The organism is Tessaracoccus luoxuelianae, assembly GCF_055326245.1.
This window is the reverse complement of the sequence record NZ_JBUZNO010000002.1, coordinates 386,632-399,494: the sequence shown is the minus strand read 5'-3', so window position 1 is coordinate 399,494 and position 12,863 is coordinate 386,632. Positions and strand designations below refer to the sequence as shown.

13 protein-coding genes are annotated in these 12,863 nt (G+C 70.0%); all 13 read right to left on the bottom strand.

Features of this window, described 5'->3' with window-relative positions:
- Positions 1-36 precede the first annotated feature (36 nt).
- A complete protein-coding gene (locus tag ACZK39_RS04510; RefSeq protein ID WP_463612642.1) occupies positions 37-1,122 on the bottom strand; it encodes a potassium channel family protein in 1,086 nt (361 codons plus the stop codon).
- 3 nt (positions 1,123-1,125) lie between these two features.
- Positions 1,126-1,674 carry an adenine phosphoribosyltransferase gene (locus ACZK39_RS04505; protein ID WP_463612641.1) on the bottom strand — a complete coding sequence of 183 codons (549 nt, stop codon included), beginning with the start codon at positions 1,672-1,674 and terminating at the stop codon, positions 1,126-1,128.
- Positions 1,671-2,795: a protein translocase subunit SecF gene (secF, locus tag ACZK39_RS04500; RefSeq protein WP_463612640.1), complete on the bottom strand. Its 1,125-nt coding sequence runs from the start codon at positions 2,793-2,795 to the stop codon at positions 1,671-1,673. The genes ACZK39_RS04505 and secF overlap by 4 nt, the downstream gene beginning before the upstream one ends.
- On the bottom strand, positions 2,795-4,414 hold the full coding sequence (gene secD, locus ACZK39_RS04495; RefSeq protein WP_463612639.1) for a protein translocase subunit SecD: 1,620 nt from the start codon (positions 4,412-4,414) through the stop codon (positions 2,795-2,797). The genes secF and secD overlap by 1 nt, the downstream gene beginning before the upstream one ends.
- A 2-nt stretch (positions 4,415-4,416) precedes the next feature.
- Positions 4,417-4,863 (bottom strand): preprotein translocase subunit YajC, encoded by a 447-nt coding sequence (yajC, locus tag ACZK39_RS04490; RefSeq protein WP_463612638.1) that lies wholly within the window; start codon positions 4,861-4,863, stop codon positions 4,417-4,419.
- Between the two features lie 77 nt (positions 4,864-4,940).
- Complete coding sequence (locus tag ACZK39_RS04485) at positions 4,941-5,741, bottom strand: HAD-IIA family hydrolase (RefSeq protein ID WP_463612637.1); 801 nt, start codon at positions 5,739-5,741, stop codon at positions 4,941-4,943.
- An 872-nt stretch (positions 5,742-6,613) separates the two neighbouring features.
- Positions 6,614-7,633, bottom strand: a complete 1,020-nt coding sequence (gene ruvB / locus ACZK39_RS04480) for a Holliday junction branch migration DNA helicase RuvB (RefSeq protein ID WP_463612636.1) — start codon at positions 7,631-7,633, stop codon at positions 6,614-6,616.
- Positions 7,633-8,241, bottom strand: a complete 609-nt coding sequence (gene ruvA / locus ACZK39_RS04475) for a Holliday junction branch migration protein RuvA (protein WP_463612635.1) — start codon at positions 8,239-8,241, stop codon at positions 7,633-7,635. Before ruvA ends, ruvB begins: the two co-directional genes overlap by 1 nt.
- On the bottom strand, positions 8,238-8,750 hold the full coding sequence (gene ruvC / locus ACZK39_RS04470; RefSeq protein ID WP_370585752.1) for a crossover junction endodeoxyribonuclease RuvC: 513 nt from the start codon (positions 8,748-8,750) through the stop codon (positions 8,238-8,240). The genes ruvA and ruvC overlap by 4 nt, the downstream gene beginning before the upstream one ends.
- A 19-nt stretch (positions 8,751-8,769) precedes the next feature.
- A complete protein-coding gene (locus ACZK39_RS04465) occupies positions 8,770-9,543 on the bottom strand; it encodes a YebC/PmpR family DNA-binding transcriptional regulator (protein ID WP_182782677.1) in 774 nt (257 codons plus the stop codon).
- Between the two features lie 57 nt (positions 9,544-9,600).
- On the bottom strand, positions 9,601-10,542 hold the full coding sequence (locus ACZK39_RS04460) for a GNAT family N-acetyltransferase (protein WP_182782676.1): 942 nt from the start codon (positions 10,540-10,542) through the stop codon (positions 9,601-9,603).
- Between the two features lie 8 nt (positions 10,543-10,550).
- A complete protein-coding gene (locus tag ACZK39_RS04455) occupies positions 10,551-11,342 on the bottom strand; it encodes a lysophospholipid acyltransferase family protein (RefSeq protein WP_182782675.1) in 792 nt (263 codons plus the stop codon).
- The gene (locus ACZK39_RS04450; protein WP_463612634.1) at positions 11,339-12,859 is read right to left on the bottom strand and encodes a lactate racemase domain-containing protein; all 1,521 of its coding nucleotides are present in this window, start codon (positions 12,857-12,859) and stop codon (positions 11,339-11,341) included. Before ACZK39_RS04450 ends, ACZK39_RS04455 begins: the two co-directional genes overlap by 4 nt.
- Positions 12,860-12,863 lie beyond the last annotated feature (4 nt).

Genomic DNA, 12,863 nt, shown 5'->3' with positions numbered 1-12,863 from the left:
CCTCCCTTCGCGCCGCTAGGGCCCAATCGTAGCCGCCTACTCGTCATAGGGGCGCGACAGCAGCCCGTGTGAATCCTTGGCCGGTGGCTGCGCGCGACGCACGACGATCAGCTCGTCGCCGATCTCGATCTTCGTGGCTGTCTGATCGTAGAAGCGGCGCAGGGTCCCGTTGCGGATGATGCCGATGACGCGTTCACCCTGCACGGACGACGGCGGCTGCCCGGCCTCCTGGGGCTCGGCCAGCCTCTGGTGGACCTCAAGGCCCTCGGCCCCGGTGAGCATGTCCTGCATGATGGTCCCCAGCTCCGGACCGATGGCCGAGAGCCCGAGGAGCCGACCGACGGTCTCGGAGCTGGTCACCACCGACGACGCACCTGACTGCCGCACCAGCGGGACGTTCTCGTGCTCGCGCACCGCGACGACCACACCCGCGGTGGGGTTGAGCTGCCGGACGGTGAGTGTGGCCAGGATGGCTGTGTCGTCGCGGTCCAGGGAGATGATGACCTGCTTGGCCTTGCTGATCTCGGCCCGGCGCAGCAGCTCACGGCGGGTGGCGTCGCCCTGGAACGCGGCCAGCCCGTCGAAGTTGGCGTCAGCCACAGCACTGGCGTGCGCGTCGATGACAAGGATCTTCTCCGCGGCCTCACCGTGGCGGCGCAGCGTGTTGACGGCGCTGCGACCCTTGGTGCCGTAGCCGATCACGACGACGTGGTTGCGCATCTTCCTCCTCCAGAACGTGTCTTTGATGCTCCGGCTCCCCTCCTTCGTCAGCACCTCGATGGTGGTGCCGACGAGGAGGACGAGGAAGCCGATGCGCAGCGGGGTGACCACGAGCACGTTGATCAGGCGGGCGTGCGCGGCAACCGGGGTGATGTCACCGTAGCCCGTGGTCGTCAGCGTGACAGTGGAGTAGTACAGCGCGTCCAGCAGAGACACGCCGTCGGCCGCGGTGTTGTCGGCATAGCTCGCGCGGTCCAGCCACACGATCATCGTGCTGATCATCAGGAGCAGCAGCGCCAGGAGTGCCCGCCGGGCGAGCTCCTTGAACGGCGAGGAAGTGATCCGCGGCAGGCTCACCAGCGACAGCACCCCGCCCCGTCCGCCGGGCTCCAACTTGGCCATGGCTCAGACTGTCAGGACTGCGGTGAGATTGTCGATCCCCAACTCCGCGAGCCGTTGGCGACCCCCCAGGAAGCTCAGCTCCATCAGGACGCTGACGTGCACCAGCTCGGCACCCATCTGCTTGACCAGAGCGGCCGTGGCCCCCACGGTGCCGCCGGTGGCGAGGACGTCGTCGACCACCAGCACCCGCGCCCCCTGCCGGATGGCGTCGCGGTGCATCGAGAGGGTTTCGAATCCGTATTCCAGCTCGAAGGACTCCGAGATCGTCTCACCGGGCAGCTTCCCGGGCTTGCGCACGGGCACGAAGCCGGCGCCCAGGGCCAGCGCGACGGGTGCGGCGAAGATGAAGCCTCGCGCTTCCATGCCCACCACCACGTCGATGCCGCGCGGCGCCGTCGTGACGAGCTCGGTCACCGCCGCCTGGAACCCCTGCGGGGACGCGAGCAGCGGGGTGATGTCCTTGAACACCACACCGGGGCGCGGGAAGTCCGGCACGTCGGAGATCAGTCCGCCCACCAGCTCGCGGCGTTTGGCGGACTCGTTGACGATCATCGCTTGCCCTTCCTCTCCGCACGGGACCCGCCGGTGCGCCTCTGCTGACGCACGCCGGAGGCCAGGAATGCCTCGCCGTCGACGAGGGCCATCGGTTCGGCCGCGGCGTCCAGCGGCTGCTTGTGTGCGCCGGCGCGCTGTGCGGCGCGGGCCTTGCGACGGGCCAGCTGCTCACGGTGCTCGACCATGGCCGGCTCGCGCTCCCGCAGCCACGCCAGCACGGGCATGGCGATGAACAGCGACGAGTAGGCGCCGGCGATCATGCCGATGAGCAGCGCCAGGCCGAGATCAGCCAGGGGCCCGCTCTGCAGCGTGGCGCCGGCGATGAACAGGGCCAGGACGGGCAGCACGCCGATGACGGTGGTGTTGAGCGAGCGCACCAGGACCTGGTTCACGGCCAGGTTCGCCTGCTCCGAGTACGTGTGGCTCGTGTGCTCGATGCCCTTGACGTTCTCGCGGATCTTGTCGAACACCACGACGGTGTCGTACAGCGAGTACGCGAGGATGGTCAGTACGCCGATCACGGTCGACGGGGTGACGGTGAAGCCCACCGCCGCGTAGACGCCCACGGTGACGAGCAGGTCGTGGAAGACGGCTACGACCGCGGCCACGGACATCTTCCAGTCCCGGAAGTAGGCGGCGATCAGCGCCATCACCAGCACGATGAACACCACCAGAGCGATGGTGCCCTGGCGGGTGATCTGCTCTCCCCAGGAGCCGCTGATGGCGTTGTAGGTGACGTCGTCGACCGTCGAGCCGGCGATGCGGGCAACCTCTGCGCGAACGGTGTTGGTCTCGTCTGGGCTGAGTGCCCGGGTCTGCACGCGGATCGCGTCCTCGCCGAGGGCGAAGACCTGCGGGGCCAGGTCCTCGACGGCCACGTCGGCCATCTGCGCACGGACCTCGTCGACGGTGCCCTGTTGAACGCTCATCGGGGCCTGGAAGTCCGTGCCCCCGCTGAACTCGATGCCCAGGGTGAGACCGCGCCACACCAGCAGCAGCAGCGAGACGCCGATGACAACCGCCGACACGATGAACCACAGGCGGCGGTGCTTGATGAAGTCGTAACTGGTCTGGCCCGTGTAGAGCCGCTCGGCGATCCCGAGCTTCCTGGTGGACATCAGGCCTCCTGCGGGACGGTTGAGCTGGCGGCCGTGGCGCGCTTGCTGCGGCGGCCGAGCAGGGAGTCCCGGGTGACGCCCATGCGGTGGGCGTCGAGCCCGGACCACCTGTGACCCTCACCGAAGAACTTCGTGCGGCTGAGCAGCTCGACCACTGGCTTGGTGAAGAAGAACACCACGGCCAGGTCGATGAGCGTGGTGAGAGCGAGCGTGAACGCGAAGCCCTTCACCGCGCCGACGGCCAGGACGAACAGCACCACTGCGGAGAGGAGCGAGACCGCGTCGGAAATGACGATGGTGCCGCGCGCCTTCGCCCAGCCGGCCGAGAGGGCGGACTTGAGGCTGCGCCCCTCCCGGATCTCGTCGCGGATGCGCTCGAAGTAGATGATGAACGAGTCTGCGGTGACGGCGATGCCGACGATGGCACCCGCGATGCCCGGGAGATTGAGCGCGAAGCCCATCACCGACCCCAGCAGCACCATCATCGCGTAGGTGGCCGACGCGGCCACCGCGAGGGAGAGCACGACGACGATGCCCATGCCCCGGTAGTAGAGGAAGCTGTAGAGCATGACCACGAGGAGCCCGAGCATGCCGGCGATGATGCCGACCCGGAGCTGCTCGCCGCCCAACGTGGCCGAGACGGTCTCCACCTGCGACGGCTCAAAGGACAGCGGCAGGGAGCCGTACTTCAACACGTTGGCCAGGCCGGCAGCCGACTCCGCGGTGAACCCGCCGCGGATGATCGCATCACCGTTGGTGATCCGGCTCTCGGCCGTGGCCGCCGACTCGACCTTGCCGTCGAGGACGATCGCGAACATGTTGCGCGGCTCCGCCGCACCCACCAGGGCGCCGGTCAGCTCAGACATGCTGGCGGTGCCCTCTGAGTCGAAGCTGAGCGTCACCGCGTACTGCAACTCGCCCTGCGGAATTCCGAACGAGGCGGTGGACAGGTCCTGACCACGCACCGCGACGGGGGCGAGGAGGAACTTCCGCAGGCCGTCGGTGTCGCAGGCCACCTGCGAGGTCAACGGATCGTCGGCCACCTCGTCGCCGCACGTGAAGTCCAGGAACGCCTGGTACTCGGCCTCCGTGGGCTCGAAGGCGAGCACCTCGGCGATGGGCAGCTGGTCCACCGGCTCGCCGTCAGGGCCGGGCGATGGGGAGGGCGTGGGGCTGGGGGCGGGTGTGGGGAGTCCGGGCAGTGGCGACTCAGACGGGTCCGGGGAAGCCGAAGGGTCCGTGCCGGTGCCCGCGGCCACCTGGAGCACGGGGCGGAACGCAAGTTGCGCGGTGGCGCCCACGAGCTTCACCAGATCGTCGCGCTCGACGTTGGGCGCCGAGACAACGATGTTGCGCTCGCCCTGGATGACCACTGAGGCCTCACCGACACCGAGGCCGTCGACGCGCTGCTGCATGATGTCGCGGGCCAACTCGAGCGACTCCATGGGCACTGCGTCGTTCGTGGCCGTCAGGGTGATCGTCTGCCCGCCCTTGAGGTCAAGGCCGAGCTTCGGGGTCCACGTGTTGGTGGCCGCCATGATGGTGTAGAGACCCGCGATGATGAGCAGGAAGACAGTGAGGACGACGCCGGGGCGCCCCCTCTTCGCTGAGGTGGCCACCGTTACTTGGTGTCCTCCGCACGCGGCTCCGCGGTGCGATCCTGGAAGAACGTGTCATCGGCTGAAGCACCGTTGTCGACGGGGGTGGCCGCGTCGTCGGAGGGTGTCTCGGCCAGGGCCGGGGTGAGGTCCGCGTCGTCGCCGATGACGTCGTCGCCCTCGACGGCCTCATCGGTGAATTCGAACTCCTCGTCCTCGGGCAGGACCTTGCGCGCCACGTTGCCCTTCAGCACCGTGACCTCGACCCCGGGGGCGAGCTCGACGATCAGCTGCCGCTCGCCGATATATGAGACGGTGCCGAACATGCCCGAGGTGAGGAGGACGCGGTCACCGACGCTGAGCCCTGACTGCATCTCCTGGTGCTGCTTGGCGCGCTTCTGCTGCGGGCGGATCATGAGGAAGTACATGACCGCGAACAGCGCGATCATCATGGGGATAAGGGGGTCCATAGTTCGTTTCACTCCGTACGTGGGTAAGCCATCGATCAGGATAGCGGTGCCTGCAAGGATAACCGCGCCGAGGCGCGTCAGGCCCCATCGTCGGTCGGCGTGGCCCCAGCCAGCATCTGGTGGACGCCGTCGAGGATCTCCACCGGGCGATAGGGGAACTGTGTCATCGAGGAGGTGGTGGAGATGCCGGTGAGCACCAGCACCGTGTGCAGGCCCGCCTCCATGCCCGCGACGATATCAGTGTCCATCCGGTCCCCGATCATGCCCGTCTCCTCGGAGTGGGCACCGATCTTGTTCAACGCGGAGCGGAACATCATCGGATTGGGCTTGCCCACCACGTAGGGCTCGCGGCCGGTGGCCTTGGTGATCAGCGCCGCCACCGCGCCGGTGGCCGGGACCACCCCCGAGGGCGTCGGCCCCGTCGCGTCGGGGTTGGTGGCGATGAACCGCGCCCCGCCGTCGATGAGCCGGATGGCGGTGGTGATGGCCTCGAACGAGTAGGTGCGGGTGTCGCCGATGACGACGAAGTCCGGGGCCCGGTCGGAGAGGACCATGCCGGCGTCGTGGAGGGCGGTCGACAGGCCTGCCTCCCCCACCATGAAGCAGGTCCCGCCGGGCTTCTGCTCGGCGAGGAACTTGGCGGTGGCCATGGCCGAGGTCCAGATCCTCTCCTCCGGCACGTTGAGGCCCGAATCCCTGAGGCGCGCCGAGAGGTCCCGCGGCGTGTAGGTGGCGTTGTTGGTGAGCACCAGGAACGGTGTGCCCGACATCACCCAGTGGTCGATGAGCTCCTGCGCGCCCGGCAGCGCCCGGTCGTCGTGCACCAGCACGCCGTCCATGTCCGTGAGCCAGGCCTTGATGTCCGCACGCGTCCGCATGGCGGAAAGGCTACCGGTCCGCGGCCGCGGCCCGGCGTGGCGGGTCTTCCTCGCTCCCTGAGGAGGGCCGCCCGCGTACGGCGTGGCCTGTCTACTCCCGCTCCCTGAGGAGGGCCGCCCGCGGAGCGGCGTGGCCCGTCCCCACCGCTCCCTGAGGAGGGCCGCCCGCGAAGCGGCGTGGACCGTCCCCACCGCTCCCTGAGGAGGGCCGCCCGCGAAGCGGCGTGGCCCGTCCCCACCGCTCCCTGAGGAGGGCCGCCCGCGAAGCGGCGTGGCCCGTCTCGAAGGGTCGTGACTACCACCTTCACGCCAATCTCGTTGTCGGGTGCGGGGAGCCGTGAGTCGATGCCCGGGCGGCCGTTGTCAAACGTCTTGCTGCCGGGTGCTGGTCCGGTCGGTGGTCGCGTTGTGGAGGCCGCCCGGGCATCGTCTCCCGTCTCCCCGCACTCGTTCCCCCTGTGGCGTTGACTTGTCCCGGTGCGGGCCGGCAGGGCGGCGTCGGAGTCGGGTCCGCTTGGGCGGGATGCCGGTTGGGTGACCGTCGGGTTGGGCACCGCTGCGCAGCGCCGCCCTGCCGTCCCCCACCCTTGCTGTCAGCTGAGGGTTTTCGACCCTTCGAGACTCCCACGGTCGCTTCGCGACGCGGGACCCTCAGGGACCGAGCTTTCGCTCCCTGAGGAGGGCCCTGAGGAGGCCGCCCAGGTAGCGGCGTGGACCGTCCCCACCGCTCCCTGAGGAGGGCCGCCCAGGTAGCGGCGTGGACCGTCTCGAAGGGTCGCAACTCAAGCTGACAAGCATATGTGCCCACTCGATGGGCCACTGCTACACCCTTGGTGGACTACTTGACCCTGGTGAATTCACGGAGAGGACCGCTAGTCGAACAGGGCGGGGTTGGCCGAGGGCACCGACATGCCGAGGTGGGCGTAGGCAGCCCGGGTGGCGACGCGGCCGCGGGGGGTGCGCACCATGAGTCCTTCCCGGATGAGGAACGGCTCGGCCACCTCCGCGATGGTCTCGATCTCCTCCCCCACGCTGAGCGCCAGCGTGGAGAGCCCGACGGGGCCACCGTCGAAGAGCCGGCACAACGCCACGAGGACCGAGCGGTCCAGCCGGTCCAGGCCGCGCTCGTCCACCTCATAGAGTTCCAGCGCAGCCCGCGCGACGGAGCGGTCCACGTCCGGGTGACCCTTGACCTGCGCGAAGTCCCGCACCCGCCTCAGCAGACGGTTGGAGATCCGCGGCGTGCCGCGGGAGCGGGTCGCGATCTCCCGGCGCGCGGCGTCGTCGATCCGCACCCCGAGCTTCCCTGCCGAGCCCGCGACGATTCCCTCCAGGTCTTCTGAGGCGTAGAAGTCCAGCTGCGCGGTGAACCCGAACCGATCCCGGAGAGGCCCGGGAAGGAGCCCCGCACGGGTGGTGGCTCCCACGAGGGTGAACGGCGGCAGCTCGATGGGGATGGCCGTGGCGCCGGGCCCTTTGCCGACGATCACGTCCACGCGGAAGTCCTCCATGGCCAGGTACAGCAGTTCCTCGGCGGGGCGGGACAGCCGGTGGATCTCGTCGAGGAAGAGCACCTCACCCTCGTCCAGACCGGACAGGATCGCGGCGAGGTCGCCCGCGTGCTGGATGGCTGGGCCTGAGGAGATCCGCAGCCCGGTGCCGAGCTCGGCCGCGATGATCATGGCCAGAGTGGTCTTCCCCAGGCCGGGGGGGCCGGACAGCAGGACGTGGTCCGGGGCGCTGCCGCGGTGGCGCGCGGCGTCCAGGACCAGCGCCAGCTGCTCCCGCACCCGCGGTTGGCCTTCGAACTCCGCCAGCCGCTTGGGGCGCAGGGCCGCCTCGTAGTCGCGGTCCTCGACGTCTGCCGTCGGGTCCACCTCCGTGTGGTCCATCACCGCCTCGCCAGCGAGTTGAGGGCGGCGCGCAACAGCTTCGCCACCCCGATCCCGGGATCTGACTCGACGAGGTGGGCGACGTTGTCACAAGCCGCCTCGGCGTCCCGCGACGACCATCCGAGGCCCCGGAGGCCCTCGCTGACCTGCGCGCGCCACGCGTCTGTGTCCGCCGGGCCGGAGGCGTCGCCGGCGGGCGTGTCCGCCAGGACCATCACCCTGTCCTTCAGCTCGATGACCAGCTTCTGCGCGCCCTTGAGCCCGATGCCGGGCACCGCGCACAGGCGCTTGAGGTCCTCCGTCAGCACCGCGCGCCGCAGCTCGCCCGGGGTGAGCACCGACACGATGGCCAGGGCCAGCTTCGGACCGACCCCGGTGGCCGTCTGGGCCAGCTCGAAGGCTTCGCGCTCCCCCTCCTCGCCGAAGGCGAACAGCGTCATCGAGTCTTCCCGCACCACGAGAGTGGTGTGCAGGGTGGCGCGCTCCCCCACGCGGAGGCCGGCTGCGGTCTGCGGGGTGGTGAGTACCCGGTAGCCGACGCCGCCGACGTCGAGCACGCCATGGGTGGCGCCCGCCATCACGACGGTGCCGGTGAGGAGGGCGATCATCGGGTCCCCTTGGCTGCCGCGACCGCCGCGGCGTATCGGTTGGTGGCGCCCCCGCGCCAGGCGTGGCACACCGCCACGGCCAGGGCATCCGCGGCGTCGGCCGGCCTGGGCGGCTCGGTGAGCCTCAGGATGCGGGTGATCATGAGGGCCACCTGTGCCTTGTCGGCGGAGCCGGAGCCGGTGACGGCGGCCTTCACCTCCGAGGGCGTGTGGAAGGTCACGGGCAGGCCGCGGCGGGCGCCGTTGAGCGCCGCGACACCGGCGGCCTGCGCCGTATCCATGGCGGAGTTGACGTTGTGCTGGGAGAAGACGCGCTCGATGGCCACCGCCTCCGGCGCGTAGTCGTCGAACCAGCCCGCCAGGCCTGCTTCGAGCGCCAGCAGGCGCTGCGCGATGTCCAGCCCGACAGGCGTGCGCACCACCCCCACGGCCACCAGCCGCGGCGGTTTCCCGACTGTGCCGTCGACGATCCCTATGCCGCAGCGGGTGAGGCCGGGGTCGATGCCGATGATGCGCATGCCCGGCGGATCAGTCCTCGGCCTCGAGGGCCTCGGCGACCTCGGGGGTCACGTCGAGGTTGGTGAAGACGTTCTGCACGTCGTCGGAGTCGTCGAGGGCGTCCATGATGCGGAACACCTTCTGCGCCACGTCGAGGGAGTCGACCTCCTGGTCGAAGGACGGCACGAACTGCACCTCGGAGGAGTCGTAGTCCAGCCCCGCCGCCTCGATGGCCTTGCGGACCTCGACGGTGTCGTTGGGGTCGCAGACCGCCTCCCACACGTCGCCGTCGTCGTCGACCTCCTCGACTCCGGCCTCCAGTGCCGCCTCGAGCAGGTCGTCCTCCGAGATGTCCCTTCCGCCCTGCTGCTTGGGAACGGTCACCACGCCCTTCCGGGCGAACAGGCGCTGGACCGAGCCGACGTCTGCCATGGTGCCGCCGTTGCGGGTGACCGCCACGCGGACGTCCGAGGCCGAGCGGTTGCGGTTGTCGGTGAGGCATTCGATGAGGATCGCCACGCCTGCCGGGCCGTAGGCCTCGTACATGATGGTCTCGTAGTCCGCACCGCCGGACTCGGCGCCGGAGCCGCGCTTGACGGCGCGGTCGATGTTGTCGTTGGGCACCGACGACTTCTTGGCCTTCTGGACCGCGTCGTAGAGGGTGGGGTTACCGGCGAGGTCACCGCCGCCCAGCCGGGCCGCGACCTCGATGTTCTTGATCAGCTTGGCGAACAGCTTGCCCCGCTTGGCGTCAATGACCGCCTTCTTGTGCTTGGTCGTCGCCCACTTGGAATGGCCGCTCATCCTTGTCCCACCTTCTTGCGCTCCGTCGTCTGTACTGGCCGACAGCTTATCGCGGGCTCAGGGAACCACCTTCGTGAGGAGTGCCACCGCGTCGCGTGTCGTCCAGCTGAGCTCCGCGGAGAGCCGCTGCACGCCCACCCCGTCCGGGGTGTCGATGCCGATGCCGGCCTCGTGGCAGCCGGCTTCCCGCATCGCCTGCAGGCAGCGACCCATCAGGGCCAGGGAGATCTTGTGGCCGCGGTGCTCCGGGTGGACCCCGAAACGCTCGATCCAGCCCACAGGCGCCCCATCGTCGTCCGTGTCCGCCACGCCGCTCATGGCGTACCCCACCACCTGGCCGTCGACGCTGGCCAGGAACGACCAGTCCGGGCGGAAGTCCGGATCGTGGAGACGCGCCGCCCACACGTCCGTGGTGACCTCATGGCCCATGCCGTTGAAGCACAGGTTGTGCAACTGCCGTACCCCCTCGGAGTGCATGGGGGTGAACGCCTCCAGCTGCACGTCCTCGACTGCCGGTGACGCAACGGGCCGGGTGAGGTCGCGGTGGAGATCGTAGTAGTAGCGCTCGATCGTGAAGCCGAGGCTGTGGGCCACGCGCTCGAGGCCGGGGCGCCCGAGCTCCGCGTAGCAGCCCAGCCACAGCGGCTGACCGGGCCGGAACTCGTCCCGCCACGCGGCGGCGTGGGTGACCTGCCAGTGCAGCAGCGCGGTGCCGATGTGCAGGTGCCGGTGGGTGGGGTGAACTCCACCCATGAGGTACATGCGCAGCGGGTCCGTCTCGGCGATGTAGGCCACCGCGTAGGCCGAGAGGGACTGGTAGGCGTCGTAGCCGCCGACGGCGTGCGCCACCTGCAGGTTGCGCTGCGTGATCGATGCCGCCACGCCGGACAGCACCGAATCTTCCAAGGCGTCGAGCTGGCTGCGGAAGTGATCGAGATCGGCAGCGTCGTCCGGGCCGAGGAGTCGCCACGCGAGGTGCGGCTCCACATAGACGTCCATTCCCCGCGCTACCGCCAGATCCTGTGCTCGGGGGCGGGCTTGGGTGCGGCCTGGTCCCAGAGCCTGCGCCAACGCGGCGCGGACAGGGTGGTGCCCGAGCTGGCTCCGCCGCGGCGGCGCTGCACCGTCCACCACGACAGATCGCCCTCGTGGACGAGCTCCTCGACGCGGGCCTGCACCTCGGCCGTGGCCTCGGCGAGGGAGCGTCCCCGGGTGTAGAGGGGGGCGCCGAAGCGGATGGAGACCTTCGGCCGGCTGCGGAGCGCCAGCTTCAGGATGTCCTGAAGCTTGAACGTGCCGACGATGCCGACCGGCACGATGGGCACGTTGTGCTGGTTGGCCAGTGCCGCGGGGACGGTTGAGAACTCGCCGACAAGGCGGCGCTTGACGGGCTCGTCGGCGAACACCACCACGTTGCGCCCGCCCGCGATCGCCCGAGACGGGGCGATCATCGTCGGCCGCACCCTCGACGGGAGGGCGAAGCGGAGCAGGTGGTAGTCCATCGCACCCTGCTCGTTGGCGGCGAACACGACTGGCGGCTGAAGGCCGGCGACGCTGTCGGCTGAGACCAGCTCGATGTCGAGGCGAAGGTTCAGCAGCCTCAGCATCAGGTGTCGCCCAGACAGGGCGGCGCGGAGGCTGAGTCTGTCGCGGGCCACGGGGGGCCGCGGGGGCGCGCCCGCGGGTGTGCCGGTGTGCAGCATCCCGGACGCGATCTGCCTCAGGTCACGGGGCCAGGTCAGCTTGGGCCGCTGGCGTCCGCGCCCGCTCTGCGCCCAGGACGGGAGCAGGCGGCTCATCGCACATCGCCCAGCGCGAGCCCGGGACTGCGCAGCACCGTGATGGAAGGGGCGCGTCCCACGGTGTTCGACGCGATCTCGAGGGCGTCAGCGTAGGTGGTCGCGCTGCGGTGCCCGAGGATCGCGGCGCTGCGCCGGTCCCCGCCCACCCAGATCACGTCGGAGAACCGCTCAGCCGCCCGGGCGGTGGCGTACCAGCGGTGGAACACGTGCAGCGGGTGCTCGGCGAACTGCTTGCGGTACAGGTCCAGGTACCACTCGTCGTCGATGGCGCGCGCCTCGTAGGTGGCGGCGATCTCGGCCGGGTCCGTGGTCTGCGGCAGCACCGTCGCGAAGAAGTCGGCGGCCGCGGACTGACGGCGGTTCGAGAACCGCCTCCGCAGCGGATGGAACGCGATCAGCGCCCCTCCCTCGCGGGCGTAGGGGGTGCCCAGGTGGGTTCCCGCCCGGGTCACCAGGGCGTGGTGCGCCGCGCCGAGCGGGGAACCCACCGGGTCGCCCTCATCGAAGGAGGCGCCCCAGACCGATGTGACCAGGACATCCGCCTGCCCCTTCACCTCGACAGCGTTGGCCGCCTTCCACACCAGGCGTGAGTCCGCCATCACGCGCTGGTAGTCACCGCTGAGGACGTCGACGATGGCGTAATCGGCTCGCGGGTTGCCGTGTAGCAGTTGGGCGCCCTGTCGCGGCAGGGCCGCGACGATCTGGCGGGCGCTGGCCAGCGACAGCTTGTCGGCCAGGTTCCATTCCCATTCGCGGCGGGAGGCGAAGCGCAGTGACCGGCCCAGCAGGGGCTGCCCGAGCACCGCAACCACGGCGAAGGTGCGGATCTTCCCGTGCACCAGCGACTCGACGCCGGCGCAGTACCGATCCTCGCTCTGCGCCCCTGCGAGCCGGTTGACGGTCTCCACGTCCACCAGACCAGAGACGAACGGGCACCGCTCCCCCGAGTCCGCCCGGGCTGAGACCAGCACCACGAGGTCCGAGGAGGCGACCCGGCGATTGAACTTCACCGGGACCCCGTCCACGTCGCCGAGGTGCACCAGGTCCGGCGAGGTGACGTCGTGGCTGCTGACCAGCCCGTCCGGCAGGAAGGAGGTGGCCACGCGGTCGCCCAGCACCTCGGTGACGGCGGCCGCATTCCACTTCTGCTTGAGGCCGGTGGCGATCACCAGCTCCACGTCGTCGACCCCCACCCGGGCGGCCGTCTCGAGGACGCGCTCGACGAGGGTGCGGCGGACCTCGAACTCGGGGCGGGGCAGCGGGCTGTCGGAGTCCACCACGACGATGGTCAGGCGGGTGTCAGGCTTGAGCTGCGAGGCCAGCGGGTCGGCGCCGAGCGGAGCGGCCAGGGCCGAATCCACCAGCGCCACCGGGTCCGTGGAGGGCGCGGCGTCGGCGGGGTAGATCACCCTGGTGCCCAGCCCCAGGCGCTCCAGGCGCAGATCAGAGCCGGCCATGGTGAGCAGCGGCGGGGTCTGGTCGTCCACCTCGAGGACAAATCCGGGTCGAGACATCAGT

What these genes read in the sequence shown, in the direction of transcription:
- ACZK39_RS04510 (WP_463612642.1), bottom strand. Translation starts at nt 1,122, where the DNA reads ATGGCCAAGTTGGAGCCCGGCGGACGGGGCGGGGTGCTGTCGCTGGTG.
- ACZK39_RS04505 (WP_463612641.1), bottom strand. Translation starts at nt 1,674, where the DNA reads ATGATCGTCAACGAGTCCGCCAAACGCCGCGAGCTGGTGGGCGGACTG.
- secF (WP_463612640.1), bottom strand. Translation starts at nt 2,795, where the DNA reads ATGTCCACCAGGAAGCTCGGGATCGCCGAGCGGCTCTACACGGGCCAG.
- yajC (WP_463612638.1), bottom strand. Translation starts at nt 4,863, where the DNA reads ATGGACCCCCTTATCCCCATGATGATCGCGCTGTTCGCGGTCATGTAC.
- ACZK39_RS04485 (WP_463612637.1), bottom strand. Translation starts at nt 5,741, where the DNA reads ATGCGGACGCGTGCGGACATCAAGGCCTGGCTCACGGACATGGACGGC.
- ruvB (WP_463612636.1), bottom strand. Translation starts at nt 7,633, where the DNA reads ATGGACCACACGGAGGTGGACCCGACGGCAGACGTCGAGGACCGCGAC.
- ruvA (WP_463612635.1), bottom strand. Translation starts at nt 8,241, where the DNA reads ATGATCGCCCTCCTCACCGGCACCGTCGTGATGGCGGGCGCCACCCAT.
- ACZK39_RS04465 (WP_182782677.1), bottom strand. Translation starts at nt 9,543, where the DNA reads ATGAGCGGCCATTCCAAGTGGGCGACGACCAAGCACAAGAAGGCGGTC.
- ACZK39_RS04460 (WP_182782676.1), bottom strand. Translation starts at nt 10,542, where the DNA reads ATGGACGTCTATGTGGAGCCGCACCTCGCGTGGCGACTCCTCGGCCCG.
- ACZK39_RS04455 (WP_182782675.1), bottom strand. Translation starts at nt 11,342, where the DNA reads ATGAGCCGCCTGCTCCCGTCCTGGGCGCAGAGCGGGCGCGGACGCCAG.
- ACZK39_RS04450 (WP_463612634.1), bottom strand. Translation starts at nt 12,859, where the DNA reads ATGTCTCGACCCGGATTTGTCCTCGAGGTGGACGACCAGACCCCGCCG.